General features: G+C 45.0%; 18 protein-coding genes and 2 pseudogenes. 4 read left to right on the top strand and 16 right to left on the bottom strand.

Annotation, left to right across the window (positions count from 1 at the left end):
* Nucleotides 1–761 precede the first annotated feature (761 nt).
* Entirely contained in the window at nucleotides 762–1,937 is a 1,176-nt protein-coding gene (locus AB4185_RS20450; protein ID WP_372135858.1) for a threonine/serine exporter family protein, read from the top strand.
* Nucleotides 1,938–2,249: 312 nt separating this feature from the next.
* Here AB4185_RS20450 and AB4185_RS20445 read toward each other — a convergent pair whose 3' ends face one another.
* The 16 genes and pseudogenes from AB4185_RS20445 to AB4185_RS20370 all read right to left on the bottom strand — a co-directional run bounded on the left by AB4185_RS20445 (nucleotide 2,250) and on the right by AB4185_RS20370 (nucleotide 20,070).
* Complete coding sequence (locus AB4185_RS20445; RefSeq protein ID WP_032548688.1) at nucleotides 2,250–3,233, bottom strand: GTP-binding protein; 984 nt, start codon at nucleotides 3,231–3,233, stop codon at nucleotides 2,250–2,252.
* A 92-nt stretch (nucleotides 3,234–3,325) separates the two neighbouring features.
* Nucleotides 3,326–5,002, bottom strand: coding sequence for an amidohydrolase family protein (locus AB4185_RS20440; protein ID WP_017062008.1), 1,677 nt, complete (start codon nucleotides 5,000–5,002; stop codon nucleotides 3,326–3,328).
* A 109-nt stretch (nucleotides 5,003–5,111) separates the two neighbouring features.
* Entirely contained in the window at nucleotides 5,112–5,747 is a 636-nt protein-coding gene (locus AB4185_RS20435) for a hypothetical protein (protein WP_372104272.1), read from the bottom strand.
* A pseudogene (locus tag AB4185_RS20430) lies at nucleotides 5,707–5,829 on the bottom strand (carboxylesterase family protein); the annotation flags it as partial. The gene AB4185_RS20435 and the pseudogene AB4185_RS20430, both read right to left, overlap by 41 nt.
* 44 nt (nucleotides 5,830–5,873) lie before the next feature.
* The gene (locus AB4185_RS20425; protein ID WP_017062010.1) at nucleotides 5,874–6,158 is read right to left on the bottom strand and encodes a hypothetical protein; all 285 of its coding nucleotides are present in this window, start codon (nucleotides 6,156–6,158) and stop codon (nucleotides 5,874–5,876) included.
* A gap of 377 nt (nucleotides 6,159–6,535) precedes the next feature.
* Nucleotides 6,536–7,495 (bottom strand): annotated as a pseudogene (gene tnpC, locus AB4185_RS20420) (IS66 family transposase); the annotation flags it as partial.
* Nucleotides 7,396–8,136: a YegS/Rv2252/BmrU family lipid kinase gene (locus tag AB4185_RS20415; protein ID WP_372104275.1), complete on the bottom strand. Its 741-nt coding sequence runs from the start codon at nucleotides 8,134–8,136 to the stop codon at nucleotides 7,396–7,398. The pseudogene tnpC and the gene AB4185_RS20415, both read right to left, overlap by 100 nt.
* 19 nt (nucleotides 8,137–8,155) lie before the next feature.
* A complete protein-coding gene (locus AB4185_RS20410) occupies nucleotides 8,156–9,061 on the bottom strand; it encodes a LysR family transcriptional regulator (protein WP_017064697.1) in 906 nt (301 codons plus the stop codon).
* Between the two features lie 78 nt (nucleotides 9,062–9,139).
* Complete coding sequence (locus AB4185_RS20405) at nucleotides 9,140–10,522, bottom strand: BatD family protein (RefSeq protein ID WP_372104278.1); 1,383 nt, start codon at nucleotides 10,520–10,522, stop codon at nucleotides 9,140–9,142.
* Nucleotides 10,519–12,225, bottom strand: coding sequence for a VWA domain-containing protein (locus AB4185_RS20400; RefSeq protein ID WP_372135857.1), 1,707 nt, complete (start codon nucleotides 12,223–12,225; stop codon nucleotides 10,519–10,521). Before AB4185_RS20400 ends, AB4185_RS20405 begins: the two co-directional genes overlap by 4 nt.
* Entirely contained in the window at nucleotides 12,218–13,297 is a 1,080-nt protein-coding gene (locus AB4185_RS20395; RefSeq protein WP_372104281.1) for a VWA domain-containing protein, read from the bottom strand. Before AB4185_RS20395 ends, AB4185_RS20400 begins: the two co-directional genes overlap by 8 nt.
* Nucleotides 13,290–13,832, bottom strand: coding sequence for a DUF4381 domain-containing protein (locus AB4185_RS20390; protein ID WP_372135856.1), 543 nt, complete (start codon nucleotides 13,830–13,832; stop codon nucleotides 13,290–13,292). Before AB4185_RS20390 ends, AB4185_RS20395 begins: the two co-directional genes overlap by 8 nt.
* Nucleotides 13,833–14,795, bottom strand: coding sequence for a DUF58 domain-containing protein (locus tag AB4185_RS20385; RefSeq protein WP_372105992.1), 963 nt, complete (start codon nucleotides 14,793–14,795; stop codon nucleotides 13,833–13,835).
* A gap of 12 nt (nucleotides 14,796–14,807) precedes the next feature.
* Nucleotides 14,808–15,791, bottom strand: a complete 984-nt coding sequence (locus AB4185_RS20380; RefSeq protein ID WP_017060007.1) for a MoxR family ATPase — start codon at nucleotides 15,789–15,791, stop codon at nucleotides 14,808–14,810.
* 130 nt (nucleotides 15,792–15,921) lie between these two features.
* Complete coding sequence (locus tag AB4185_RS20375) at nucleotides 15,922–18,330, bottom strand: tetratricopeptide repeat protein (RefSeq protein ID WP_372135855.1); 2,409 nt, start codon at nucleotides 18,328–18,330, stop codon at nucleotides 15,922–15,924.
* A 192-nt stretch (nucleotides 18,331–18,522) separates the two neighbouring features.
* Nucleotides 18,523–20,070: an arylsulfatase gene (locus AB4185_RS20370; protein ID WP_017060009.1), complete on the bottom strand. Its 1,548-nt coding sequence runs from the start codon at nucleotides 20,068–20,070 to the stop codon at nucleotides 18,523–18,525.
* Between the two features lie 346 nt (nucleotides 20,071–20,416).
* Between AB4185_RS20370 and AB4185_RS20365 the strand changes: the two genes are divergently transcribed.
* The 3 genes from AB4185_RS20365 to AB4185_RS20355 all read left to right on the top strand — a co-directional run bounded on the left by AB4185_RS20365 (nucleotide 20,417) and on the right by AB4185_RS20355 (nucleotide 25,815).
* Nucleotides 20,417–21,979 carry an arylsulfatase gene (locus tag AB4185_RS20365; protein ID WP_017064704.1) on the top strand — a complete coding sequence of 521 codons (1,563 nt, stop codon included), beginning with the start codon at nucleotides 20,417–20,419 and terminating at the stop codon, nucleotides 21,977–21,979.
* A 361-nt stretch (nucleotides 21,980–22,340) separates the two neighbouring features.
* Nucleotides 22,341–23,435, top strand: coding sequence for a cytochrome-c peroxidase (locus tag AB4185_RS20360; RefSeq protein ID WP_372105988.1), 1,095 nt, complete (start codon nucleotides 22,341–22,343; stop codon nucleotides 23,433–23,435).
* On the top strand, nucleotides 23,428–25,815 hold the full coding sequence (locus AB4185_RS20355; RefSeq protein WP_372105986.1) for an ATP-binding protein: 2,388 nt from the start codon (nucleotides 23,428–23,430) through the stop codon (nucleotides 25,813–25,815). Before AB4185_RS20360 ends, AB4185_RS20355 begins: the two co-directional genes overlap by 8 nt.
* Nucleotides 25,816–25,821: the final 6 nt, after the last annotated feature.

Genomic DNA, 25,821 nt, shown 5'->3' with positions numbered 1-25,821 from the left:
AAGGGATAAACAACAAGATATAGCTAATCAAGCGAATGGGGTATGGGTATCGAGATACAGACTACTTCTTGGAAAGCCGCGATGAACCACAAATAAGCGGCTCTTTTTTACCCCAATTTTCTGCTCTTAAACCTTATCGACTGTATCCGCCCCATGAACCCACGGGACGATATTGTTAATACGTGAGCGCCGCAATCACACTGTTAGCGCTAAGGAACCTTTGAAACCGTCACCAAAGCTCACTCATAATAAGCTATTATTTACAGTAGATTTCGGTTAATTTTCCAAAGGCCATTATGAAAAACAAACTGAGTTTAGCAATTCAAGCATACTGCAACTGGATTGATTCAAACATTATTGAAATTGCTTATGTCGGTTCCATTCTAGTTGTGATTCTAACGCTCATCATCAATCTTATTTACGCTTCCATTTCCTAAATATTAGTTTCCTTTACTCATTACCGAGCTTTTCTAAAAGCCTCAGAGTTAAATCAATCACCTCATGGATTTGGAGTTTTACGCCTTCAAATAGCTGCGTGAGCGGATCTATTTTTGAGGTTGCAGCTTCAACAATGACTGATTTACCTCAACGATAAACTGATAACCTCTCATTCAATGAATCCTATCTTTTTAACCATTGCCTTGTTCGTTTGTAGGGGCCCGTCCTCTATACACGACTATTGGTTACGCTTGAATGAGGATACTATTGAATTAGAATGCCCCTCAAACATATATCGCCTTGGTGATTGAGAAACAAACAGAATGAAACAAACAAATCATATCGAACAATGCCAGCAAGAAATTTTGAGCTTTTCGGACCGATTACATCAATCTGGTTGTGCGCCTTACTCGGTAGCTCAATACACTCAAGCTTATGCAAAACGCCAGAACATTGATGTCTCTATTGATGTGACCCCGACAAAAGTCATCACTATTTTTGAGCAACCCACGCAAAAAGTCGTGATGGAAAACAAAAAACCACCCTCGGTTAACTTACGTGATTTAGTCGCAACGCTTAAAGGGTTTTCGACTCATTCCCATTACGAAGGTTCAGAAACCTACTCGAATCGTACCTTGTGCTTTGCCAATTTATTGCTTCCGCCATGTTATTTAATGTTAGTTGGCAGTACTTATCTGGCGGTCGGTTTATCCATTATTCTGGGCGCTATAGCCTGGCTAGCACAAATTTTCCTGACTGGGCCAAGAAGCATTCTTGTCGAGTTCTTTGTCGCCTTAGTAGCCAGTTTTTTAACCGGTATGATAGCGGCACAGGTTCCCGGCTTACCAACATTGGCACTGTGCATTTCTTCCATTGTCCTTTTTATTCCTGGGTTAACCGTCACCAACGGCTTAGCCAGTCTTGCTCTCAATGACTTTCGGTCAGGTATCGAACTGCTTGCACAAAGCGCACTCATAGTAATGAAAATATTCATCGGCATTGTTATGGGGTTAGGCTTAGCCAACATAATCAATCAACCATTATCGGTACCGGTATTTATTGATGAAATCCCATTCGTTCTTCATGTCACCGCACTGATCGGGATTTCTGTCGCTATTGGCCTTATTTTCAACGCAAGTATAACAGAAATTCTCTTAGGCCTTCCTGTCGCGGCAATTGGCATGTGGGGGCCACATTGGTTTACTTCCGATTGGGTTGTAGGTACATGGGTAAGCACAATACTCATTACGCTTTACGGGTTGGGGATGGGAAAATTGCGTCACGTTCCACCACTCATATACATTATTCAAGGGATCATCATTCTTGTCCCCGGTAGTCGAATCATTGTCGGAGCAAGTGAGTCCTTCTTTGCGACCTCCATTTTACCCATTCCGAATATTGGTCTGTCCACCTTGCTGATGTTTGGCGCGATTATGGCGGGACAAATCATGGTTTATTCTATATTTAGTCGTCATTTTGATTCCATCATTGAGGACTAACCATCGAGCTAACAATCGCTGATCAACACGCCCCAATAACCCACGATTGAGTCTTTATCTGCTTTTTGACGTTAACCGATTCTGAGAAGGTACTGATGAACAGAGTCTCGAAAATCGATAAGACTATTTTGTTTCAGATGGCGAGGGGAATGAGCAATATGGATTTGGAAAAACCGAATAGAATCGAAAGTAGCCAATAATTCAATAAGATAAGGATGCTTAGGATGAGTCAATGCAAAGTAGGCAGAGGTAAGCTAGGTATAGGCAAGCGCTAGGTTGATAGGCTTGCCATCTACTCCATTTCCGTTCTAACTACGCCACCAGTGCGTTCAGTTTTTTACGCATACTCTCTTTATCAAGGCCACCTTTAGGTCCAATGAAGACTAACCGTGACGAACGAGATTCATCATCTTCCCATGCATCTCCAACCGTCACATTGGCTCGCTGGCCCGTGCACTGAAATACACAGCGATGATCAGGACGATCGGTTAAATTTAAAATACCTTTCATGCGATAAGCATCAATTGAAAACTGTTGCAGTAGAGGATACAAACTTTGTAGATTAAGCGGTTGATCAGTTTCAAAGCTGAATGTTTCGAAATCATGGTTCACGTGATGACAGTGCTCATCATGACAATCATGGTGCTGGCATTCCCTTTGATCAGCCGCTATTTTGTTAGTGACAAAGCGCGTACTTTCAGGGGCATCAAATAAGATAGGTAAATCCACTTCGCCGAATGAAATATCAATCAATTTAGCAAACGGAGCTTGTACTCGGCACCATGCTTTGACTTGCTCTAGTTTATCAGCATCGACTAGGTCAACTTTATTAACCAGAACAATGTCAGCCACTTGAATTTGCTGCTTCGACAACGTCTCCATTGGGCCTTCTAGCCCTAAAATGTTTTCCGCATCGATCGTCGTCACGATTGCATTTAAAGGTGCGTGTGCTTGCAGTTCCGGATCTTCAAATTGAAGTGCCACTTCTTTGGGTTCTGCGATACCTGAAGTTTCAACAATAATATGGTCTGGGCGTTCCTCTAATGCGAGTAAACGCATTACCGAAACGACTAGTCCTTCTGCAAGGTTACAACAGATACAGCCATTCTCTAGGCTGATCATATTTTCACTTTCAGATTTAACTAACTCCGCATCAACATTGATTGATCCAAAATCATTGACGATCACAGCCATGCGCATTCCATTTGCATTGGTTAATATATGGTTTAGTAGGGTCGTTTTCCCTGCTCCTAAAAATCCGGCTAAAATTGTTACTGGAATAGGCTTCTTGCTCATAGCATGCTCTCTTTCGATTTTCGTTGTCTATATTTACTCGGTAAGCAATAAAAAAGGTTGAGCTAATGCCCAACCTTTTAAGTCAGGATAACTTAGCCAGTAACTTTGTTGCGAACCGCTTCACCTGGGTTTGAATCTAACAACATTTCACCAGCTTCAATGATAGGTGTCCCGTTTACAAGTACGTATTTCATACCTGTAGAAAGGGCATTTGGTTTATCAAATGTTGCAACGGCTTTTACTTCATCAAGTTTGAAAATAGCTAAATCAGCATCTTTACCTACTTGAATACGACCTTTATTTGCCATTTGTGGCACAGCATCCTCAAGAATACGACATGCGTTTAAGCTAGTTCTTTCCATCGCTTCTACTAGTGTTACCGCTTTGTATTCCTCGACATATTTTTCAATAAAACGAGAGAAACAAGCAAGTGAGCGAGGGTGAGCTATTGCGTTGCTTGGAAGTGGCCATACATCACCTTCAATTAATACGCCTTTATCATCCATCCAAGGCATTGCATCTGAAGCGATAGCTGCACCTGGAAACAATACTGAACGGTCCATTTTAGCGCGATCTTCTTTGTTCTCATCGGGTTTTAAGAAGTGCATGACAACCACGGTACCGGGCGCTGATGCTTGTAGTTCAGTGACTTTTTCTTGGTTTAGTGCTTTACCATTCGCTTCCATGTAGCTAGCGCTTGGTACACCCCAACGTTGTAACCAATCGTCACCACGGAAAACTTCTGCGCCAATAACGGAAGAGCCAGCACCATAAGGATAAGCTTCAGTAGTAACGGCTAAACCTTGATCAATGGCGGATTGAACTAAATCGGCACAATCTTCGATATCTTGTACTGACGTGCTGTTGAGGTGACAAATGTGCATGTGTGCACCCGTTGTCGCCGACAGGCTAATGAGTTCTTGGTATGCTTCAAAGCTTGATTGTGGCTCTGCGCTGTTTAGGTAACGAACGTGAGTGTAGGTTGGTACTTCATAGCGTTTTGCTAGTTTAGCAAGATCATAGTACTCTTTGTGGCCATAACCTGGTGCGTAACCCGCGTTAATACCAATGCCTAAGCCCCCCTCTTTAAGACCTTGCTCAACCGAGCCCAGAATTTGTTTTAATTCATCTGGGGTTGCTAGGGTATTTTGCCAATTGTTTTTAGAAAAAGCTTTCTGGAACCAAACAATCGTACCATCAGGAGCAGGCATCGTAGGTTCTTTTGCTTGAATACGAGCGTAAGTCCATGCTACAGAAGCGCCGTAATTAATCGGGCGACCTTCAGCAGCAGTAATATCGTAGTACGTTCCGATTGGGAATAGACCAGATTCCATCTCAAGAGCGGTGGTTACGCCATCGAATGCTTGAGCACGGGCAGCAGGAAGTTGTTGTCCGTGAGCGTGCATATCGATAAAGCCAGGTGCAACCACGAGACCTTCAGCATCGATGATTGTTTTGCCTTGCAGCTTTTTGTCTGAGATTGCAGCAATACGCTTACCTTTAATACCGACGTGACGAATTGCGTCGAGTCCAGTTTCAGGATCAACAACACGGCCATTTTCGATAACGATATCAAATGGCCCTTTCTCGTTAGGCATCAGTTTGATGTTTTGGCCAACCAGTTTTTCAGGGGCTGCATGTAAAACAGAGGCAAAAGGCAGTGCCGCAGCCCCAACCGCTAACTTAGTCAAAGTCGAACGTTTATCTGTATCGACACCATCAAGTAATACTTGCGTAGCGTCCAATTCATTTGGGTCGTAATTTTTCATATTGATACCTGTTATGTTTGTTGTAAAAAAATACTAGTTCATGATTGCTATGAAAACTATGCTGCATGTAGAAAAATCAATCGATTGACTAACACCCACCTTTCCATCATTAGAATCCACTGCCAACCGTTATATAAAACGCGCTGTCAACGTCACTAAAAGAGAGGTCTACCCCCATGTGTAACCCATATCGGCAAGCTATCTGATAGCGAAATCCAGCACCATACGCATCGACACTTTCATCGTCTGACAGACTGCCCTCTACTGTCGCTTTACCCAGGCCATAAAACGCAGAAACGGTCCAACGATTATCAATCGCATTATCGTATTCCGCGACAACACCCAGCCCAGAGGTCACCGAGCTTTCGCCCATAAAATATTGAATAACGCCATTGATAGCGTTATTCACATCTTCATTACTGGTCTCAAACTCTACCGAGCTCTGGCCAATAATCTGTTTCACACCCAGCATCAATGGTGTGTTTGCCACTCGAAACTGGAGCTGCTGAAGCGCAGCGACTCCCGAGTTTTTTGTGCCGAATTGAATCGTTTTGTTGTACGACGCACCTATACTGAACTCTTTGAAAATATCGAGGTTCGCCTTTCCAGCGCCAACGCCACCCGTATATCGAATGGTATCTTTTAGCCACGACGGTATCACCGTTAATGTCGGTATCAGAACCTGCGCCATATTCAAAGTCCCCACCATGAATAAAGACATACACGGGTAATGACTCTGAACCATTGATCTCCGAAGGACGCCAAATATTAAGATTCAAGCAATCTTCAGATTGCTCTTGCTGGGTTATTTTAAGCTGTGGGCACACGGCGCTAAATTGTGTCGCATCTATAGCGCTATCAGCATTGTCTTCTAATTGACGGAGTGACTGTGCTGAAAACGTTGTTGATCGGCGTAAGTGATTCCTTTAAACGCTTCAATGGATACGCGTTGCTCGTCACCTGCTAAGGTATTGATCACAACAGACTCTCTATTTGCGAAAAGAGTCGCGTCCCCGATGGATACTGAAACCTGCTCTGTTGGTAATGTCTGAAGCGGTTCTGGCTTAATAGGACGTGAGCTGGTTTCATCACTACCCCACGCAGAAAGAGCAACAGTGATAGCGATAACCATGAGTGAGCGATGCGTTAAATTCATGGTTGTACCCATAAATGTGTTCGGCCATCTGACCTGATATTGGTATCATCAAACCTGAGAATCCCTATGCTCAGCCATGCTCATTTCTGGAGTATTTGAAGTATTTTTTCTTTATGGTGCGATATTAATTCACTCTTTAAATTTGAATAAATCGCTTATGCAGGACGTGACCCTACATATATTCACTACCGTGAGTGGATGTCGCTTTTTATTTATCACAAAGACTTCTTGTTGTACCTTATTTGGCTGACTATCTAGGGTTGATAAAATTTCAACGGGTTCTTGAAACAGCTCTATAGGGGGTTGCTGTGACTCTCCTTCTGAAGCTTCAAACTCATCAAAGAACCCAAATATGTTATTAGAGTCTGATGGCATAGCTAGCACCAAACGTAAGTTTCGAGGCCAAAGCCAATATTGTTGAGGTCTGTTTTGACTTGACCCGAAGAGGTCCAAGGTAGAAGTGCGTCGATATCAGGCTCTGCTTTCGCCAGCTCTTTCATGCACTTGACCATGTAGTCTTAGAGGATAAGACCGTTGGCTTTCGCGGTCTCGATGATGCTGTAAAGCATCGCGCTCGCATCAGCACCGTTTGGTGTGTTGGAGAATAGCCAATTTTTCCTGCCAATAACCAGCGGTTTAATTGCGCGTTCAGCGCGATTATTATCGATAGATAAGTGACCATCGTCGATATAACGAATGAGTTTAGGCCATTGCCCGAGCTAGTACTTTATTGCTTTGCCTAGTGGGCTAGAGCCTATCACCTTCTGGGTTGTCATCCATTGGTAAAGCTCATCCAGTATCGGCTTGGCATACGCTTAACGCTCTGCTTTGCGTTCTTCGGCAGGCGCACCTTTTAAGCGTGATTCTATCCCGTAGAGCTTTTGGGGTTTAGCCAGCACTTTATCAGCCTTGCCCGATTTACCTTCCCCTTGAAGCTTCTTCGCGTCCATGAACTTGCGTTAAGCACCCCACATTAGTGACGTGATGCAGACCATGATAAGCCGTGTAGCCATCGGTTTGTAGATAACCGTTGTAGTCACCTAAAAAGTCCACGGGGCACACCCTCGCGCGACTGTTTTGATAGTCGTACAAGGCGATTTTTTCACATTCGGCAGTGCCGCTTCGGGCGAGTCAGCGCCTGAGCAGTAAAGCCACATATAACACTGCTTCTCTTCTTTGAGCACATTGAGCGGCGTTTCATCCACCTGAACCACCACTTGTTGAAGTAGGTTCTCCTTCAAGGCCACATACAGCGGGGCGAACTTCTCACTGACTTGGATAACCCACCTTGCCATGGTGGCGCGTGATAGCTCGATACCCGACTGGGTAAACAGCGATCATCAATCAATGCATTGGGTGCTAACTCTTGTCCTCCACCCGCTAAGCGACCATTACAAAAAGCACCAACAAGGATCTCGCCGGTAAAGCTGCCTTTGTCTATGGGCAACGTGCCACTGTAGGGCTTAAAGCCAAGTGCTTTCACCACACCTGTTAGTGTATACGCACCGCCACCGAGAAAATCTTTAAGCTCGACTGGCGTTTCAGCTGTGACTTCAGCACCAAAACCCGCCGCAGCGACATTCATAAAATAGCGGTCATTCGCACGCACGCTATCCACCGCAAACGCCTTGCCTTCCAGCGCTAGTTCAAAAGCACCCGAAATATCGTTAGGTATTCCCGTTGCGGTAGCAAAATCATTCGCAGTGCCCATTGGGACAAGCGCCAGTTGTGGTCTTTCACTGGCACGGAACAGGTTGAGCGCGTTAACGGCTTCATTCACCGTTCCATCGACACCGACAACAATCAGACGCTTAACACCATCGCATATTGCCTCGCTTACCAAACGAAACATGTCCGACGATTCCCAAGTCACTCTAACTTGCAGGTCAATATCATTGTCCCTCGCCGCAAAGGTGGCTTGCCTTAATTCCGGGATATTGGCTTTCTTTCCGTTTAAAATCACGCGAATGCTGTCCATGGCTATGTCCTTGTATAGGCTAACTTGATAACTCTTTTGCTGCCGCTTTGATCTTAGCTCGTAACCACTTATGGCTTGGTTCATTAGTACGGCTTGGATGCCAAATCATACACATATCGAGGTCTTCCAACTCGAAGGGTAATGGTAGTGTTTTTACCGCGTACTTTTCAGCAAAACAACGCACTGATGAAATAGGCATTACTCCGATGTACTCAGAGCCTTCGATAACAGGAAGCATCTCTACAACGCCCGCTGCGCGATACACGATTCTACGTTTCTCAAGGTCACTATAGTGCTCAGAGCTTAATAAGCTTTTGCGCGCATGCCACCTAGAGACCACCACATGCTCGAGTGCTAAGAACTGTTCCATATCGATGGTATCGCCAACCGTAGGATGATCACTACTACACACCACGACCAGCTCTTCTGTAGAAATCACCTCGTGCTTAAGCATGGTTCTTCCTTTAGGCGTCATATCAACAATCACGTCGTGTCTTTGCAGCCTTAAATCAGACTCATAGTCTTCGGTAAACAGAGGATGAACCTCTAACGCGATACCTGGTGCGACTTGGCTGATTAACCGCATGACTTTTGGCATCATTTCGTAGCTCGCCGCCGAGACGCAGGCAATGGAAAACACGCGGCCTGAGGTTTTAGGATCGAAGTCTCTTGATGCGGATAAGGTAGAAGTAAAGTTTTTAAGTGCAGCGGCCATTGCAGGATAGATATCAATAGCGAATGTGGTTGGCTCTACGCCTGATGTGGTGCGATGAAACAGTGGCTCATCATAGATATCTCTCAACCTTGCAAGTGCTTTACTCACTGCTGGTTGGCTTATATCCATGCGATTAGCAGCTCTAGATAAGTTCTGCTCTTCATAGATAGCAACAAATATAGGAATTAGATTTAGTTCGGTACTTTTCATACAGTTCCATATTAAAGAAGCAGGTTCCCCATAGTAGAGAACCTGCCGATTATGTTCGATGCGAATAACTAAAGTTTGCTACTTAGTTCTATCTTTTAAGTTTGGCAAGGCTTTAGGGATTTTCAAGCGAGCGGCAATTGAACGAGAATTGCTTGAGTTTGATGTGTCACTGGGCAAGTTACGTAACCCTTTCCATAAACGAGTGAATACGTTTTTATCTTCACATCCTTGTTGAAGGGCTTCGCTATCTTCTAGCCAACGCTTTTGTCCATTTGATTTACCATGTTGCGCTTTATCCAGTTGCACTTTATTCAGTTCTAACTGAGAGGTTTGGTTTCGCAATTGACGGTAGATAAAGGTTCTTAATGCAGCCCAATTACCTTGCTTAACTAAACGACGTAGTACCAGCCAACTCGGTGTTGGGCGGTTTGCGTAGTAACGCTTAACCGAAACAATCAACGCAATGCAGACCAACAACGCCAAACCAACACTAATAAACACCGACATGTAGGCCTTGATGAAAGATTGGACTGTGTGTTTGGCTTCAAACACTTCGCCTTTTATCACCACGTTTTCAAGGCGTTGATTTTTGCTGTCCCACCACTGAAATGAAAACTCTGGCAGCGTAAACTCACCACCCTGCTGAATCACATATACAGTCTGTTCAACTCGGCTTGAGCGATAATCACCACGTTCTTGAGTGTCATCCAAACGGTTGGGCTGTGGGTAAGCTTGGAACTGCTTAGTGGACTTATTGGTTAGCACATCTGGCAGCAACACAGAAAAGCTGTCTTTTGCCTTAATCGTGATAGTTCGAGTAATAGCATCGCCAACTTTTAGCTCTTCACTTGAGCGTTGCCATTGCTGCTCTATATCTACTTCTGTCGCAGAAAACCAAGGCGTTTCATTATCGAGTAAACCTGAAGGCAACGAAGCTTCAAACTTAATCGGCTGCGTGTAAAGCGTACCGCCCACGTTTGAACCATCAGGAGCAGAAACTTGGATACGAACCGGCACGGTTGGAATGACAAACTCGCCAGAAGTCATCGGATAAAGTGTCACTTCCCATCGTTGACGCGACCATGTAGTGCCATTGACCCGTTCCGTGTAATTAGTCGCGAGTTGGTTACGTTGCTTAGCGATCACGTTAGGGATTTCGATACTGCCGATTCGAGTCCCTCCCGTTAACCAACGCGGCGTCGCCACCTCAATGTTCAGAATTACCTGATCATTAACGCTCACTTTAGTCTGCGTTATCTTATCGCCTGACTTTGGCTTTTCCCCTACCCAAGCGATAAGCTCAACGTCACCACTTTTTTGGAGGTCGAAGATATCTGTAGCAGAAGCAACAAAAGGAAAAAACCAACTCAATATAAGAATCATCGACAGTAGCCACTTATGGGATCTGAATCGCACTCTCTTTGATTGAATCGCTTCAAGAGCTAAATCATATCGACTCATTGCGTTTGCTCCTGTTTTGACGCTTGTTCGATGGAAGGCGCAGGATCTCTTAACTGAATTTGGAATTTGGATTTCAAGAAGAACTTAGGATCGGCTTCTACTCGCTTTAACCACTTGTCGGCAAGCTCTTGGCTGCCCAAAATCTCATTCGCGTTAAGTGTTTCCTTAAGCATCAATTCCGCTACCGTTTCTTCTTCAGCGCCATCACCCGTTCGCGGCTGATCGTCTTCGAGTTCTAAAGATTCTTCAGGGCCATCTGTGGTTCCAGACTGGCTTTCACTGGTTCGGTTTACCTCTTCGACAATTCCACTAAGCACAGCAAGATTGTTCTCCACATCCGTTCTTAGTTCTGGTGACAGATCCTCTTTCTCACTTAATGATTTCAAGAGGTCTCGTGCGGCAAGGTATTCACGCTGCCTAGCTAACGCACTCGCTGCATTGTACAAACCAAGGTCAGTTTTGGTTTGCAAAAACGCACTGTGAGCGAGCTTAAAATCACGAGCATAGTAGTAAGCCGCACCTTTTCTCATGGGGTCGGTGAAATGTTTTGCCGCTTCAAGGTATTCTTTCTGGTTCAACAGGCGTTGACCTTGTTGGTCAGGCATTAACCATAAGTCCCACCACCATTGAGCTGTTTTGTCCCAAGTAGTAACCGACTCCACCACAACTGGTTTCTCAGCGGTTAAGTTGACTGTTTTCGCCAAAGTGTCTGGTGAATACATGCTGCTTGTGATCATCAAACCAACGACACACCACTGCACCAACCACCCTTTTCTGAACCATAGCAACATAATGAAAGCCATTGGAATAAGCAGTCCATAGCCCATGTCTTTCCAAGGCATTGAAGATTCGCCGTTGAGCTGCATGTTTCTTTCAACCGCTCTGTTCAGTTGTTGGATATCCGAATCATCAACGGTCACTTCAATCACTCGTCCACCCGTCTTACTCGCTAAGTTACGCAGTGAATCTAGGTCGACAGGGTTATCGCTCACCACATTACTGTTTCCTGCGGCGAGAATGAGCAACTGATACGGATTGTCGTTAAAGAAACTCTCGTACGCCCTAATGGTGCTTGGGTTTACACCATCTGATACCAACAGTACAGAAGAGCCTAACTCACCAGACAGTTGCTGATTAATCAGTGGCAGTGCTTCCTCTGCTGACTTACCTGAAACAGGCATGATATCGGGTGTGATAGCCGCTAGAAACGGTTCAAACACCTTGCTGTCTTGCGTGACGGGCATCGCCACGTGTGCGCTGCCTGCATAAACCACTAAGCCCGTATTACCGCCTTTGCGAGCTGCCAATAAGTCTCTAATTTTCTGCTTAGATCGTTCCAAGCGACTTGGAGGCAAATCTTTAGCAAGCATAGATTCACTATTATCAAGCACAACCAACATCGACGCTTTGTCTTCACCAAAAGGCGATGCTTCACGTTGCCATGTTGGGCCAGAACAGATAATGATGGCGATAGTCACAATTACCACCAATAGCTTCAACGGCAGTTGCTTGCGCCAGCCTGTTTCGCCAATCGTCAATGCATCACGTAAATGTGCAGGTATAATGTCTTTCCACGTTGGTTTGGTCTCTTCTCTCCAACGAACCCATAACAGGAAAAACATTGGAATAAAGGCCAACAACCACAATGGTCGGATAAAATGAAACTGGGTAAAAAACTGTTGTATCGTGAGAGAATCAGGCATCACTCTCTCCTTTCAAATTCTTAACAGAAGAAGCGAGCAGCGATCTTCGGCGTATCGTTGCTAAGCTGAATGCGGTCAAATACATCACTACAACAATCGCCATCAAATAGTGGTGCAGCCCCTGTTTAGGACGATAAGTGGTACTTTCATATAATTGTGGTTCTAGCTCACCAATCTGAGCGTAGGCTTTGGTCAGTTCGTCGCGGTTAAGTGCCTCAAACGCTTCGCCACCAGACTCTTGAGCCACTCGTTTGATGGTTTCCATATCCAAAGCCACTTCACCAACGGTTTGTGGGTCACCCATGGCGATCACGTGAATACGAACGCCTTTCGCCTTCGCAACTTTGGCGGCATCAATCGGTTCAACAAAGCTTCCCGTATCATTACCGTCGGTTAGTACGATCACTACTTTCTCTTTTTCCTTGGCATCAACACTTGAATCTTGAACGGCAGCACTTTGCTTTTCGCTTTGTTCAAACACCTTAATCGCCAAGCCAATTGCATCACCTAAGTGCGTGCTTTGCCCTGCCATCGCGACATCGGTTTGATTAAGCAGTTCAAGCCAGACATTTTGGTCAGCTGTAAACGGTGTTTGTACAAACGCTGCATCACCAAAAAGAATCAAACCGAGTCGATCCCCTTTTCGTGTAGTCGCAAAATCAGCCAGCACTTCTTTGGTCGCGTCCAAACGAGATATTTTATCGCCCCGCTTAGAGGTAAAGTCTTGTTCTGCCATTGAGCCAGATAAATCGACCACCACCATCACATCACGACCCAATTGTTCGCGAACCTGTGGCTCACCAAGAATGGTTGGTTTCGCTAACGCACACACGACCAATACCCAAGTAATAATGAGCGTGGTTCGTTGCCACCAGCTTGGAGTTAACTGGCTTGCACCTTCTGACGGTGCTTCCCCAATCGCTTCTACCAATTCTCGAAAAAATGGCACCTTAATCGCCATTTGCTTAGTTCGATAAGCTGGCACCGCAAAGTAGACCAACAACGGTAAAGGCAGCGCAATAAACCACAGCGGATGCGCAAATTCAAAACTGGCAGATAAAACATCAAACATTGTCTTGCCCCTCAACCGTTACCTGTACATTCGGCTTGTGAAGTTTTAGCCACATCATCGCGGTTTGAATTACCTCTAAACGCTGTTCAAAGCTCAAACGCACATTAGAGTCAATTAGGCTTTGCATCCATAATTCCGAAACTTCATCGGCAAAGAACGCATTGCTGTTTTCACTCGTGTTGGTGCTAACAGGCAGATAAGCGTTCAAACGGTTCACATAAGCTTGGCCAAACAACTTGGCATTACTGCTGTCTAGGTAACGAAACACCACTTTGAGGACTTTAAAGGTTCGTTCGGTTGAGTTCTTGTCTCTTGCATCCAGTACCATGAGTTCTTGAAGCGCTTCTTTGCGATAACGGTTATTCCACCACCTTAACGCCAAGCGATAAGCCAGATAGATAGCGACCAATAACAGAATAACGCCAAGGATCTTCCAGCCGATCGTTTGAGGAGCCCAGCTCACACTGTCAGGAATCGCTACATCGTGCAGTTCGCGGAGGATATAGGTACTTGGGGGAGTATGTTCAACAGCCATTTAGCGCCCTCCCACTAGTTTCTGCAGCTGTGATATGTGATTGCCCGACGTGTCTAATTCTATATAAGGGAGGTTTTTCATCGCCATCAATTTAGCAAGGGACAGTTTCTGAAGTGCCGCTTTTTGGGCAAGGCTTTCACTTGCGAGGTTAACCTTAGATTGGCTATCCAGATTAAGTTGAAAGCGACCATCACCCACCACCCAGTTTGCGCTTGCAAGATCTTGAGGCAATGACTGTTCTAATGAATCGGTGACCATAATGGCCAAGATATCGTTGTGTTGTTGCAGTTGCTTTAGTCGGTCAAGATGTTGCTCTTGGCAATCTCGCCAATCACTAATAAAGATTAAGGTCGATTGCTTTAATCTCATTCGTTTTATCAGTTCAATCCACTGGCTAAATCCAACACCTTCGCTATCGCTCACACTGACACCTAAGCTTTGATTAGCCTTGGTAAGATGTTTTAACTGAGCCAACAAATCAGATTGAGAACGTTGAGCTTTGGTATGAAACAGTTTTTGGTGCGAGGCCAAAACGAAGCCGACACGATCACCATCTTTCAGCACTCGCCATCCACACAATGCCGCCACTTCGGCAGCCACAACAGATTTCATGCTGTTTTGAGACGCAAAGAACATCGAACTGCGCTGATCGACACAGATCATCACATTACGGTCTTTCTCTTCGGTATAGCTACGAACATGAGGCTTACCCGTTCGCATCGTAACTTTCCAATCGAGATTACGGATATCATCACCCAATTGGTAATGACGTAATTCTTCGAAGTTCAAACCACGACCACGGAACAAAGAGTTATGTCTGCCCGAAAGTACGCTGCCCGCTTTTAAATGAGGTAACAGTGAAAACGACTCAGCTTGAGCCTGAATTCGCACTAACCTTGAATAATCACAATACAGTCGTGGATCAAGGCCTTGCGATTTGGGAGCTTGTGTTGGCTTCGCCATGACGCCCCCTAGTTATCCAATCTCAACATTATCGAGCAGTTCTTCAACCACTCTTTGATGGTCAACACCATCGGCCAATGCGTCGTAAGACAACGAGAATCGGTGACCTAATACGGTTGGTAACATGGCACGCACATCGTCCAACGTGACATGGTCACGTCCTTGCAACCATGCATAAGCGCGAGCACATTTATCCAACGCGATGGAAGCACGCGGACTTGAACCAATCTCAATCCATTTAGACAAGTTTGATTCTGGGTAACGCTCTGGCTTACGAGTTGCCATCACCAAGGCCACAATGTAGTTCTCTACTAAATCGGAAACGGCAATGTCTGGAAGTTGGCGGCGCGCTTCAAGCACTAATTCAGGTTCAATATGCTGTGGAGTGACTAATTCCGAACTCGTCTCGCTACCGAGTTCCTCACTGCGCACAAGTCGAATGATGTCGCGTTCAGCTTCATCTTCTGGATAGTCGACCGTGACTTTCATAATGAAACGGTCCATCTGTGCTTCAGGCAGTGGATACGTACCTTCTTGCTCTACTGGGTTTTGCGTAGCGAGCACCATGAATAGATCAGGTAGGATATGAGTTTGACCACCCACCGTAATCGTTCCTTCCGCCATAGCTTCAAGCAGAGCCGCTTGTACCTTTGCAGGAGCACGGTTCACTTCATCGGCTAAAACAATACTGTTGAAAATAGGGCCCGGTTGAAAGTGCAACTGAGGCTTTCCATCTAGCTCTTGATACACTTCTGTACCGGTTACATCTGATGGCAGCAGGTCAGGCGTAAACTGAATTCGACCAAAACTGGTGTTCAGTAGGTTCGCCAGTGATTTCACTGAACGAGTTTTCGCTGTACCGGGAAGTCCCTCTAAAAGCACATGCCCATTAGTCAATAACCCTATCACCAGAGCCCGAACGACGTGGCTCTGACCGATAACACTTTTCTCTGTTTGTTCAATCAGTTGGTTAATTGCTTGTTGCGCATGGTTCATAGGTCTTCCCTTAATTCAATCTGGCTGCGTACATCCTACTCACAAGCTCCATAACTATTAGTTATAAACGCGATAATTGGTTACAAGCGGAATAAGCAGCAAGCTCGATAGCCAAGCTCACCTCATCGCTTTATTTAAACCTAGCTTTCAATTGGTTAATGGCTTCCGGCGGTGCCACTTTGCTCAATGATGAAATACATTGCTCAAACGCCTTTGGTACGCCCGGTATATGGCTGTTTCGCGCCAACACTTCACACTGAGCATACAGGTGCTGTGGGTTGCGGCTAAATTGGTAAGCCTTGTGCAGTGATTGACTTGCCGCAAGCACATCAGATTTCTCCAAAGCCAATCCGTACACATACCAATATTGTGGGTCGGTTTGCGCAGTTTCAGCGGCTTGTTTAAGGTAGTGCGTTGCTTGTTCGTAATCTTTCACACGAAGCAGAGACAATCCTGTGCTGTATGGCAAAACACTCGATTTAGGCTGAGCTTCAATACCTTGCTTCAAGGTCGACAACGCTTTTGCCTCGTTACCTTGCGCTCGATACAAATCCGCTAAATTGGCGTAGCTGTTTTCGAAATAAGGCTCAATCTCGATAGCGCCTAGATAAAACTCAATCGCTTTGTCGTGCTGGCCTAAATCTCGGTAAACGTTGCCTAGGTTAGTACGTCCAAATCCTCTGTCGGCATTAAATTGCTGTATTTCAATGTACTCTTCTAATGCAGGCTTGATTTGGTCTTTCTGCAGAGGGTTCATTTCTCCCCAATAACGCACTAATGCGCCTGCGGTTTCTGAACGAATCGACAATACAGGGTCTTTCAGTAGCGGCTCTAGAATTTGCCAACGGTCAGTGAATGGGAAACCAGACGAGCCTTGTACCACACCCAAACGGATCATTTCATCATCATGTTTCACCGCTCTTGCCAGCGAAATAAGCGTATTCTTACCCGTATTACCGCCCAAACGTTCTAAGCTCGATGCACGAATGATATTGCTTAAGCTAGAGTCCTGAGCCGAGTATGCCAACGCATCCTCTGCACCTCTGTGCCCTATCGAGTCAGCATAAAAGGCAACGGCAAAGTGCTGCTGATTACGATACTTAGAATCTGGGAACCACTCACCGATTTGCTTATCTGCCCACTGGTCGGTTTGATCTTCATGACAGCTAGTACACACGTTCGGCGTCTTGATGTGTTGGCTAATATCAGGGCGTGGGATATGCCAACTGTGGTCACGTCTTGGGTCGACCTCCATGTAAGTCGTCTCTGGCATGTGACAAGTCGTGCATTGTGAAGCTTCAGTATTCGCTTCGTGGAATGTGTGCTTTTCAGGCGTGTATTCTGATGCAATATGACATTGGCTACACACGGCTTCTTCCGCAATTTTTAGTTTAGCGGTATGAGGATCGTGGCAGTTAGTACATGTGACGCCTTTTTCAGCCATCACGGATTGAAGGAAAGATCCGTAAACGTAATCTTCATCGTAGATTTGACCATCGTTGTGGTAAAGCTCTGGGGTAATCAAGCTCAAGCGATACTTATCAAAGAAAGACCCGTTAACGTGATCACCCGTTTCATTTAACTGAGTACGACGGCTGTGGCATTGAGCACAGGTTTGAACTTGATTGGTATGGATGATGTCTTTTGGTTGCAGGGTTGAATTACCCTCTTGATAGATCCACTCTTTGACCGACTTCGACAAGTCGCGGTCAAAACCATAATGCGCCGAGACTGGAGCATCCTTTCCACCGTTAGCTTTTGCTAGCTGAGCCTTTTCAACGTGCTCACTCGCAGGGCCATGACACGCTTCACAACCGACATTAATCTCAGACCAAGTAGTGTTGTAGGTATTACTCGCGCTGTCGTAGTTTTTCTCTAGGTTCGTTGAATGGCAATCAGCACACATGAAGTTCCAGTTTTGACCGCTATTGGTCCAGTAGAATTCATCGGTGTTGGTGGTATCAGGATAGAGGTGAAACCAGCGTTGACCGCCTTCGCCCTCAGTGCGAGAATCCCAAGCGAAAGGAATCAACTGTACACGGCCGTCTTCAAATTCAACCATGTATTGTTGTAGTGGTTCAAAGGCAAAGGTATAGCTGATTTTGTAATCTTTAAAGTGGCCGTCTTGCCCTTCAATATTGACCCAGAACTCTTCGCCCTTGCGGAAAAATCGGTTGGGTTTACCGTCATGAGTGAATGTTTGATCGTTGAAATCGCCTAATACAGATTCGTCTGTAGCGTGCTTCATCGCCATATCATGATGAGAGCCCTCCCACGCTTCGACTTCTGCACTATGACAATCAACACACGCTTCCGAACCGACATACGTGGCTTTAGAGCCGATAGGTAAAGCATCAGAGCTAACGTGCGAAGCTACAGAGTTGGCCTTTGAAATATCAGAGTTGATATTAGGGTCTTGCTCGTTGGCATAGGCGTTCAGACTGAACAGCGACAACATCAGTGAAGACAAGATTGCGGATAATACTGCGACTCGCTGGTGTTTCAATCCGTTTACCAGTGAGCACAACCATGCAGACATAACATTCCTTGTTTTTATACATCCTTATGCTTAATAAGGTAGACGTAAAAACAACGAATTTACAATTATTTAGTGGCAATGAGCTCGATAGTTGTGACTCATATTCACGACCGGGATTTACTCATCGGTATGCGCATAAAAAAAGAGCTCCTAAGAGCTCTTCAATCTGTTCAGTTTCACTCAAACAATCACTTACTTGTTATGAGATTCCTGAAGTTTTTCCATTACCTGATCCAAGCTAAAGCTCGCGGCTTTTTGGCGTGGCGGGTATTCAGCAAAGGTTTCTAGGAACTTGCCGACATACGCCTGTGCTGGAACGAACATATAAGCATGGTCTAACAACCAATCGTAGTATGTATTCGATGTAATGTCTGCGTTTTCGTATGGGTCCATACGCAGGTTAAACAGCTTAGGAAGACGTAACGTCACGAACGGTTCAGCCCAAATTTGCATGGTACCCGTCGCACGCTGCTCCATGAACACCGCTTTCCATTGGTTGTAACGAAGCGCCGCTAGATCACCATCATCGGTAAAGTAGAAGATCTCCGAACGACGGCCTTTCTCTTCTTCACCCGTTAGGTAAGGAAGGAAGTTGTAACCATCTAAGTGAACCTTAAACGTTTTATCACCGGCAGTATGACCTTTGAGTAGCTTCTCTTTGATTTGGTCATCACCAGCGGCGGCAACGAAGGTTGGCATCCAGTCCATATGGTGCATGATTTCGTTAGATACGGTTCCTGGTTCAATCTTACCAGGCCAACGAACCATTGCTGGTACACGGTATGCGCCTTCCCAGTTGGTGTTTTTCTCACCACGGAACGGGGTTGTACCCGCATCAGGCCAAGAGTTCATGTGAGGGCCGTTATCCGTTGAGTAGAAAACAATCGTGTTGTCTTTGATACCCAACTCATCCACTTGCTTCAATAGTTGCCCAACGTGTCGATCGTGCTCAACCATACCATCAGCGTAGTTACCGACACCGGTTACGCCTTTACTGTCGGCTTTCACGTGCGTTCTAAAGTGCATACGTGTCGCGTTCCACCACACGAAGAATGGTTTGTCCGCTTTCACTGCGCGATCCATAAAATCAAGTGCCGCGTCTAGTGTTTCTTCATCAACCGTTTCCATACGCTTACGCGTCAGTGGACCGGTATCTTCAATCTTGCCATCAGCGAATGACTTAATGACACCACGAGGGCCAAATTTCTTACGAAACTCAGGATCGGTTGGGTAATCTTCATTCTCTGGTTCTTCTTCAGCATTTAGGTGGTAAAGGTTGCCAAAAAATTCGTCAAACCCGTGTGCTGTTGGAAGGAATTCATCTTTATCGCCAAGGTGGTTTTTACCAAATTGACCTGTCATGTAACCCATAGGTTTCAGCATTTCTGCGATTGTCGCGTCTTCTGCTTGTAAGCCAATGTCTGCGCCCGGCAAACCTACTTTACTCAAACCCGTTCGTAATACACTTTGTCCCGTGATAAAGGTAGAGCGACCCGCAGTACAAGATTGCTCTGCGTAATAGTCCGTAAACATCATCCCTTCTTTCGCGATGCTATCAATATTCGGGGTTTTGTAACCCATGAGACCGAAGGTGTATGCACTCACATTGGATTGACCAATATCGTCCCCCCAAATAACCAATATATTTGGCTTTTCAGCCGCAAAAGTGGCGCTGGACGCGGCCATCATCGCTGTACCCAAAATCGCTAATCGACGTTTAGCGCCATATTTCGCTGTCATAGAAACCTCTTCGTAAGTTATTTGCATCCTGCCCTACAACGTATAGTCCATTTTTTACACATGCGCGAGATACCCTAAGCTATTAATCTTTTTGTCATTTTTATTGAGATACGGATACAGAAATCATCGATAAGGTTTACGCCAACAAACATGATAAGGATCACACATACAAACTAAGGCTTTATTCTACGTACCCACTGGAGCTGATATTAATCAATAGGTTACCTAAGCATCATAACGATTGGTTATAAGCACTATAAAAGGACGTAACGGAATTTTGAGAATAACATTTGCTCATCGATGCGTTGTTCTAACGCATTAATCTTAAAAGTGAATCGGAGTCCTTATGGGTACTAAAATTAATAAACTAGCATTAGGTGTTGGCTTATTAGCAGCTTCTTCAGCGGCAACAGCAGCAGAAAAACCAAACATTCTTGCTATCTGGGGTGATGACATTGGTGTATTCAACATCAGTGCATACAACAACGGTATGATGGGTTACGAAACACCTAACATCGACCGTATTGCTAACGAAGGCGCACTATTTACTGACCACTACGGTCAACAATCGTGTACTGCTGGTCGTGCTGCATTCCTAACAGGTCAAGAACCTTTCCGTACTGGTCTATTGACTATCGGCATGCCAGGTTCGGACCACGGTATCCCTGATTGGGCTCCAACGATCGCAGACCTTCTTAAAGAACAAGGCTACATGACAGCTCAGTTCGGTAAGAACCACATGGGTGACCAAGACAAACACCTTCCAACGAACCACGGTTTTGACCAGTTCTTCGGTAACCTGTACCACCTAAACGCCGAAGAAGAGCCAGAAACATATTACTACCCTAAAGACCCAGAGTTCCGTAAGAACTACGGCCCTCGTGGTGTAATCAAGTCTACTGCTGACGGTAAGATTGAAGATACTGGCCCAATGACGCGTAAGCGTATGGAGCATGCGGATGAAGAGTTCCTAGAAGAATCTCTAGCATTCATGGAAAAAGCGGTAAAAGCTGACAAACCATTCTTCATCTGGCACAACACCACTCGTATGCACGTGTGGACTCGCCTACAAGAGAAATACCAAGGTAAGTCAGGTATCAGTATTTATGCTGATGGTATGTTAGAGCATGATGACCATGTTGGTGTGCTTCTAGACAAGCTGGATGAACTAAAAATCGCTGACAACACTATCGTAATTTACTCTACCGATAACGGTGCTGAAACGGTTTCTTGGCCTGATGGCGGCGCAACTTACTTCCACGGTGAGAAAGGTACAACTTACGAAGGTGGTATGCGTGTGCCTCAGCTAGTTCGCTGGCCTGGGACTATCAAACCTGGAACAAAAATCAACGATATCATGGGCCACCAAGACTGGATTCCTACTCTACTAGCAGCCGCTGGTGATGATAAAGTGGTTGAGAAGCTAGCATCTGACAAAGGTGCAACTTACAACGGTAAAAACTGGCGCGTACACCTAGATGGTTACAACTTCCTGCCTTACTTCCAAGGTAAAGAAGAGAAAGGCCCTCGTGACAGCATGCTTTACTTCTCTGCTAACGCTGAGCTAAACGCAGTACGTTGGAATGACTTCAAGATTTCGTTTGCTGTGATGGATGGTAACATTGTGGATGCAGTTCGTTTCCAACCAAACTGGCCTCAAGTTGTTCACCTACGTGCTGACCCATTCGAGAAAGCACCGCACGAGTCTGGTATGTACCTACGCTGGATGGCAGACAACATGTGGTTATTCGTTCCAGTAGGAAATCAGGTTCAAGAGTTTATGACGACGCTACCAGATTACCCTATGCAGAATAGCCAAGTACTGAACCCTGGTAACTTCAACCAGAATGCATACATGCTTCAAGGTAAACTTAAGCAATTAGAAGCGGCAGCAGCGCAAGCTAAATAAGCTTAGATAGGCGGTGTAGATTGTTCAAACTGTATAGATGTGTATTGCACTAAGATTGATAGTAAATACATAATCTAGTACGAAAGCCGTGATAACTCACTTGAGTTACCACGGCTTTTTTCGTTTAACGCCATTCGGCTTAAATTCAATTGAAAGAGCTTCATTCAATTCTGACTAAGATCTCCCGATCAATCCCCGCTAGACAACTACCTAAGCGATTTAATTTCCTACCACTTGTCTTGCAACATCAAGTATGCGCAACTAGGTTTATAAATAACACCTATCATTGGAAAGTGAAATGAAGGTGATATCAGAAGGATTCTGAATTGCCATAATTGTCAAAACTAGATGGACTAATGTTATGAAAACGCCATGTTTAGCAGGAATAAGCATCACTGTCATTGTCGTTTCAGTCGCTATGCTAGTTTATGACGCGGCCTCTTCAAAAATGCACACCTCGCTCGAACACCAAGAAGATCACGCCCATGAAAGCGATCATGATGACTCTCACTCTTCAGGGCACTCCGCACATTCCGAAGAAAAGCACGCACATAAAACCGTCGCTTCAAGCCAACCCATATCCCCGATTCCAAACTCTCCCGAGATAAATCATGAACTGGCCAAAATTGGTTGGGTGCTATTTAAAGACCCGAACCTTTCTTCTAACCGCAGTGTGAGCTGTGAAAGTTGTCATAGCCTGCAAACCAACGGCGCAGAGGTGATTCCAGTTTCGATTGGCGTAAACGGCGCAGGGATGAGAAATTCACTCACCGTTTTTAACGCAGTCTTTAACTATCGGTTCTTCTGGGATGGTCGGGTGAATAATCTCGGCGATCAAATTGATGGCCCAGTGCACAACGTCGATGAAATGGATTCAAACTGGCAACATATTACGGATTATGTGTCTCAATCGAAAACTTACATCGACTTATTCCAAGAACAATCAACGCCCATTGACGAAGCTTCAATTAAGGCTGCTCTTATTGAATTTATGCAGGGTTTGACCACACCAAATGCCCCTTTCGACCTGTATTTACAAGGTGACAACGCAGCACTTTCTGAAACCGCCAAACGAGGTTGGGAAACCTTTCAAGAAGAAGGCTGTATTCGTTGCCACCAAGGTACCAACATTGGTGGAGGCATGGTGATGCGATTTGGTTACTTCGGGTTATCGAAAACAGGAACCGAACGAAGTGAAGACCAAGGTCGCTTTATGTTTACCGCGCAACCACAAGATAAGCATCTATTTCGTGTTGCTAGCTTAAGAAACGTGGCGATCACTGCACCCTATTTTCATGACGGCCAAACAGCCACACTCGAAGAAGCGATCAAAATCATGGGTGAAAGCCAACTCGGTAAAACGTTTGAGAAACAGACCATCAACGATATCAAGGTCTTCCTCGAATCCCTTACCGGTAACCGTCCTCAAATGTTAATGGAGTTTGAAAATGAATAAGATCAGACTCATATTTCTACTGTTTGTATCGCTTTTCATCGGCTTAATTAGCTTCATTATGCTGACCTACTCCGAGCATGAAAAGGTCACCGAATATGGAGTGCCTATTCGGGAGTTAGGCCATGAAGTATTAGAAATGCGTGATCACATCACCAATGCAGCGCTTGCGGGTATTTCCAACCCTTATCAAATGTCTGCAGATTTGGTGGCTTTAGAAAGAGAGTTACAACTGCTCAGAGAAAGTTATCAAAGCGAGAATATCCACTCTACGTTCTTTAAACACTTACCAACAGCGCAATTATTGGAGCGCTTCTACGATGCTTCAATGTCGAACTTAGATACGCTAGACAACCTAGTAGGACTTAGTGTGGCTCGTCAGTTTATTTTGCAATCTTTAACTCTACAACTCACAGAGAGCAGCTCAACTGATGCTGAGATAAACAATGCAAATATCGACATTCAAAGCGCGCTTCTTGCGAGTGTGTTGGTTGGGGGAATCGAAATTAACCATTCTGGTGTCAACTCCGAGCTGGCGAACCTTTATAAAACGTTTACCGAACTCAACCAGCAACAAAGTCAGCTGTTATCTCAAGTACTTTCAGCACACAGCATGGAGTACATTGAACATATTGAGCATGAGTTTACCGATCTGCAAGACCAACTTAAAAGTATCATCGTTAAGCTTATTATCGTTTTGGCGTTGCTGACTTTAGCGTTCTCATTCACCATGTTTTTCTTCCGAGTCTTCGAACTCAAAAGAAACAACCTCTCCTATCAAGAAGCCGCAGACAAAGCAGAAAAAGCCAGCGAAGCAAAATCTCTCTTTCTAGCGACCATGAGCCACGAGTTACGAACCCCAATGAATGGTGTGTTAGGTATCGCTCAAATCATAAAGGAAGACTCGCAAAGTTTAGATACTCGCAAACAGGCCCAAATCATCATTGATTCAGGACAACACCTTGTCACCATATTAAATGACATTCTTGACTTTTCTAAGGTGGAACAAGGCAAGATGGCGTTGGAATATAGCCCGTTCTCTGTCACCGACGTCGTGACACACCTTGATAAAACATTGACACCTCTTGCAGAAGACAAAGGCCTAGCTTTTATCATTAAAGATAACATTCCTACCAATATTCAGTTGATTGGTGACTCTGCACGTACACGTCAGATCTTATTTAATTTAGCAGGCAACGCAGTCAAGTTTACTGAGTCAGGAAAGGTTGAAGTGGAATTCTTGATTGCACCGACTACCCCACCAAGCGTGAATATATTAGTGACTGACACAGGTATTGGCATTGCAGAAGACAAAATCGACCATATATTTACCGCCTTTGAACAAGCCGAGCTCTCAACAACCCGTAAGTTTGGTGGCACAGGGTTAGGGCTTTCCATTGTTCAGCAGTTAGTCGAACTGATGGGCGGAACAATTAAGGTTTCCAGCCAGCTTGGTTTGGGCACTCAATTTAAGATCTCTTTGCCGTTGGAGATGCATGAGCTTGAAGAACAAGTCATCGACCAAACGCCAACCAAAACCAATGAGACTCTCGATGACTTCTCAGTATTGTTAGTCGAAGACAACAAGATCAACGCAATGGTGATTAGGAAGTTCTGTGAGTCGATAAACTTAACGGTTGAGAATGCCTACGACGGTTTACAGGCCTTAGATAAGTTGGCGTCAAACCAATATGACCTGATCATAATGGACAACCATATGCCCAACATGAGCGGTATTGAAGCGATTCAAAAAATCCGTGGCGAACTCAAGCTGACTACGGTTGTTTTTGCATGTACCGCCGATGTATTCAAAGAGGCCCACGATGAATTCATCGAATCAGGCGCAGACTTTGTACTCACCAAACCGTTACAGAAAAACAGCTTACAAAACGCCATCAACGAGTTTCACCAACAGTTTGAGGTCAACCGCCATCACTCCGTTAACGCACACAATCTTCCAAACAAGGAAAAAAGTAACATCACGATGTTAACGCGTCACCCTAAGAACAAATTGCCACTCACAGAGGAAGAACTGTCGCGTAGCCAATTTTTAGCTAATGATGAGCTTAAAACAGACGAGAAACTCAAATGCTTAACTTCTCTCGTTGATGAGCTAGAAAACGAAATCGATGAGTTAATAGAGCTATTTTCGGACGCCAAGCAGGATGACCTCTCCAGAACATTGAAGGCGGTTAAAGAGATTGCAGCAAGATATGAAATGAACGAAGTGCTTGAACTCGCGAGCTCAGCCGAACAGATAGCCGTTCAACACATCATGCCCGAAGCAGAATTGCTTCAACAACTGATCAATCGATTGATGGTCAATAGTCATCAAGCCACTCGATTGATACACAAACTCCACCAGCAACGCAAAATGGGGTAAAGGAAG

The organism is Vibrio sp. 10N.286.48.F5 (assembly GCF_041469785.1).
Taxonomy (GTDB): Bacteria; Pseudomonadota; Gammaproteobacteria; order Enterobacterales; family Vibrionaceae; genus Vibrio; species Vibrio crassostreae_C.
The sequence above is the reverse complement of the archived record's forward strand: the minus strand, read 5'-3'. Positions and strand labels throughout refer to the sequence as shown.

What these genes read in the sequence shown, in the direction of transcription:
- AB4185_RS20450 (WP_372135858.1), top strand. Translation starts at nt 762, where the DNA reads ATGAAACAAACAAATCATATCGAACAATGCCAGCAAGAAATTTTGAGC.
- AB4185_RS20445 (WP_032548688.1), bottom strand. Translation starts at nt 3,233, where the DNA reads ATGAGCAAGAAGCCTATTCCAGTAACAATTTTAGCCGGATTTTTAGGA.
- AB4185_RS20440 (WP_017062008.1), bottom strand. Translation starts at nt 5,002, where the DNA reads ATGAAAAATTACGACCCAAATGAATTGGACGCTACGCAAGTATTACTT.
- AB4185_RS20435 (WP_372104272.1), bottom strand. Translation starts at nt 5,747, where the DNA reads ATGGTTCAGAGTCATTACCCGTGTATGTCTTTATTCATGGTGGGGACT.
- AB4185_RS20425 (WP_017062010.1), bottom strand. Translation starts at nt 6,158, where the DNA reads ATGAATTTAACGCATCGCTCACTCATGGTTATCGCTATCACTGTTGCT.
- AB4185_RS20415 (WP_372104275.1), bottom strand. Translation starts at nt 8,136, where the DNA reads ATGGACAGCATTCGCGTGATTTTAAACGGAAAGAAAGCCAATATCCCG.
- AB4185_RS20410 (WP_017064697.1), bottom strand. Translation starts at nt 9,061, where the DNA reads ATGAAAAGTACCGAACTAAATCTAATTCCTATATTTGTTGCTATCTAT.
- AB4185_RS20405 (WP_372104278.1), bottom strand. Translation starts at nt 10,522, where the DNA reads ATGAGTCGATATGATTTAGCTCTTGAAGCGATTCAATCAAAGAGAGTG.
- AB4185_RS20400 (WP_372135857.1), bottom strand. Translation starts at nt 12,225, where the DNA reads ATGCCTGATTCTCTCACGATACAACAGTTTTTTACCCAGTTTCATTTT.
- AB4185_RS20395 (WP_372104281.1), bottom strand. Translation starts at nt 13,297, where the DNA reads ATGTTTGATGTTTTATCTGCCAGTTTTGAATTTGCGCATCCGCTGTGG.
- AB4185_RS20390 (WP_372135856.1), bottom strand. Translation starts at nt 13,832, where the DNA reads ATGGCTGTTGAACATACTCCCCCAAGTACCTATATCCTCCGCGAACTG.
- AB4185_RS20385 (WP_372105992.1), bottom strand. Translation starts at nt 14,795, where the DNA reads ATGGCGAAGCCAACACAAGCTCCCAAATCGCAAGGCCTTGATCCACGA.
- AB4185_RS20380 (WP_017060007.1), bottom strand. Translation starts at nt 15,791, where the DNA reads ATGAACCATGCGCAACAAGCAATTAACCAACTGATTGAACAAACAGAG.
- AB4185_RS20375 (WP_372135855.1), bottom strand. Translation starts at nt 18,330, where the DNA reads ATGTCTGCATGGTTGTGCTCACTGGTAAACGGATTGAAACACCAGCGA.
- AB4185_RS20370 (WP_017060009.1), bottom strand. Translation starts at nt 20,070, where the DNA reads ATGACAGCGAAATATGGCGCTAAACGTCGATTAGCGATTTTGGGTACA.
- AB4185_RS20365 (WP_017064704.1), top strand. Translation starts at nt 20,417, where the DNA reads ATGGGTACTAAAATTAATAAACTAGCATTAGGTGTTGGCTTATTAGCA.
- AB4185_RS20360 (WP_372105988.1), top strand. Translation starts at nt 22,341, where the DNA reads ATGAAAACGCCATGTTTAGCAGGAATAAGCATCACTGTCATTGTCGTT.
- AB4185_RS20355 (WP_372105986.1), top strand. Translation starts at nt 23,428, where the DNA reads ATGAATAAGATCAGACTCATATTTCTACTGTTTGTATCGCTTTTCATC.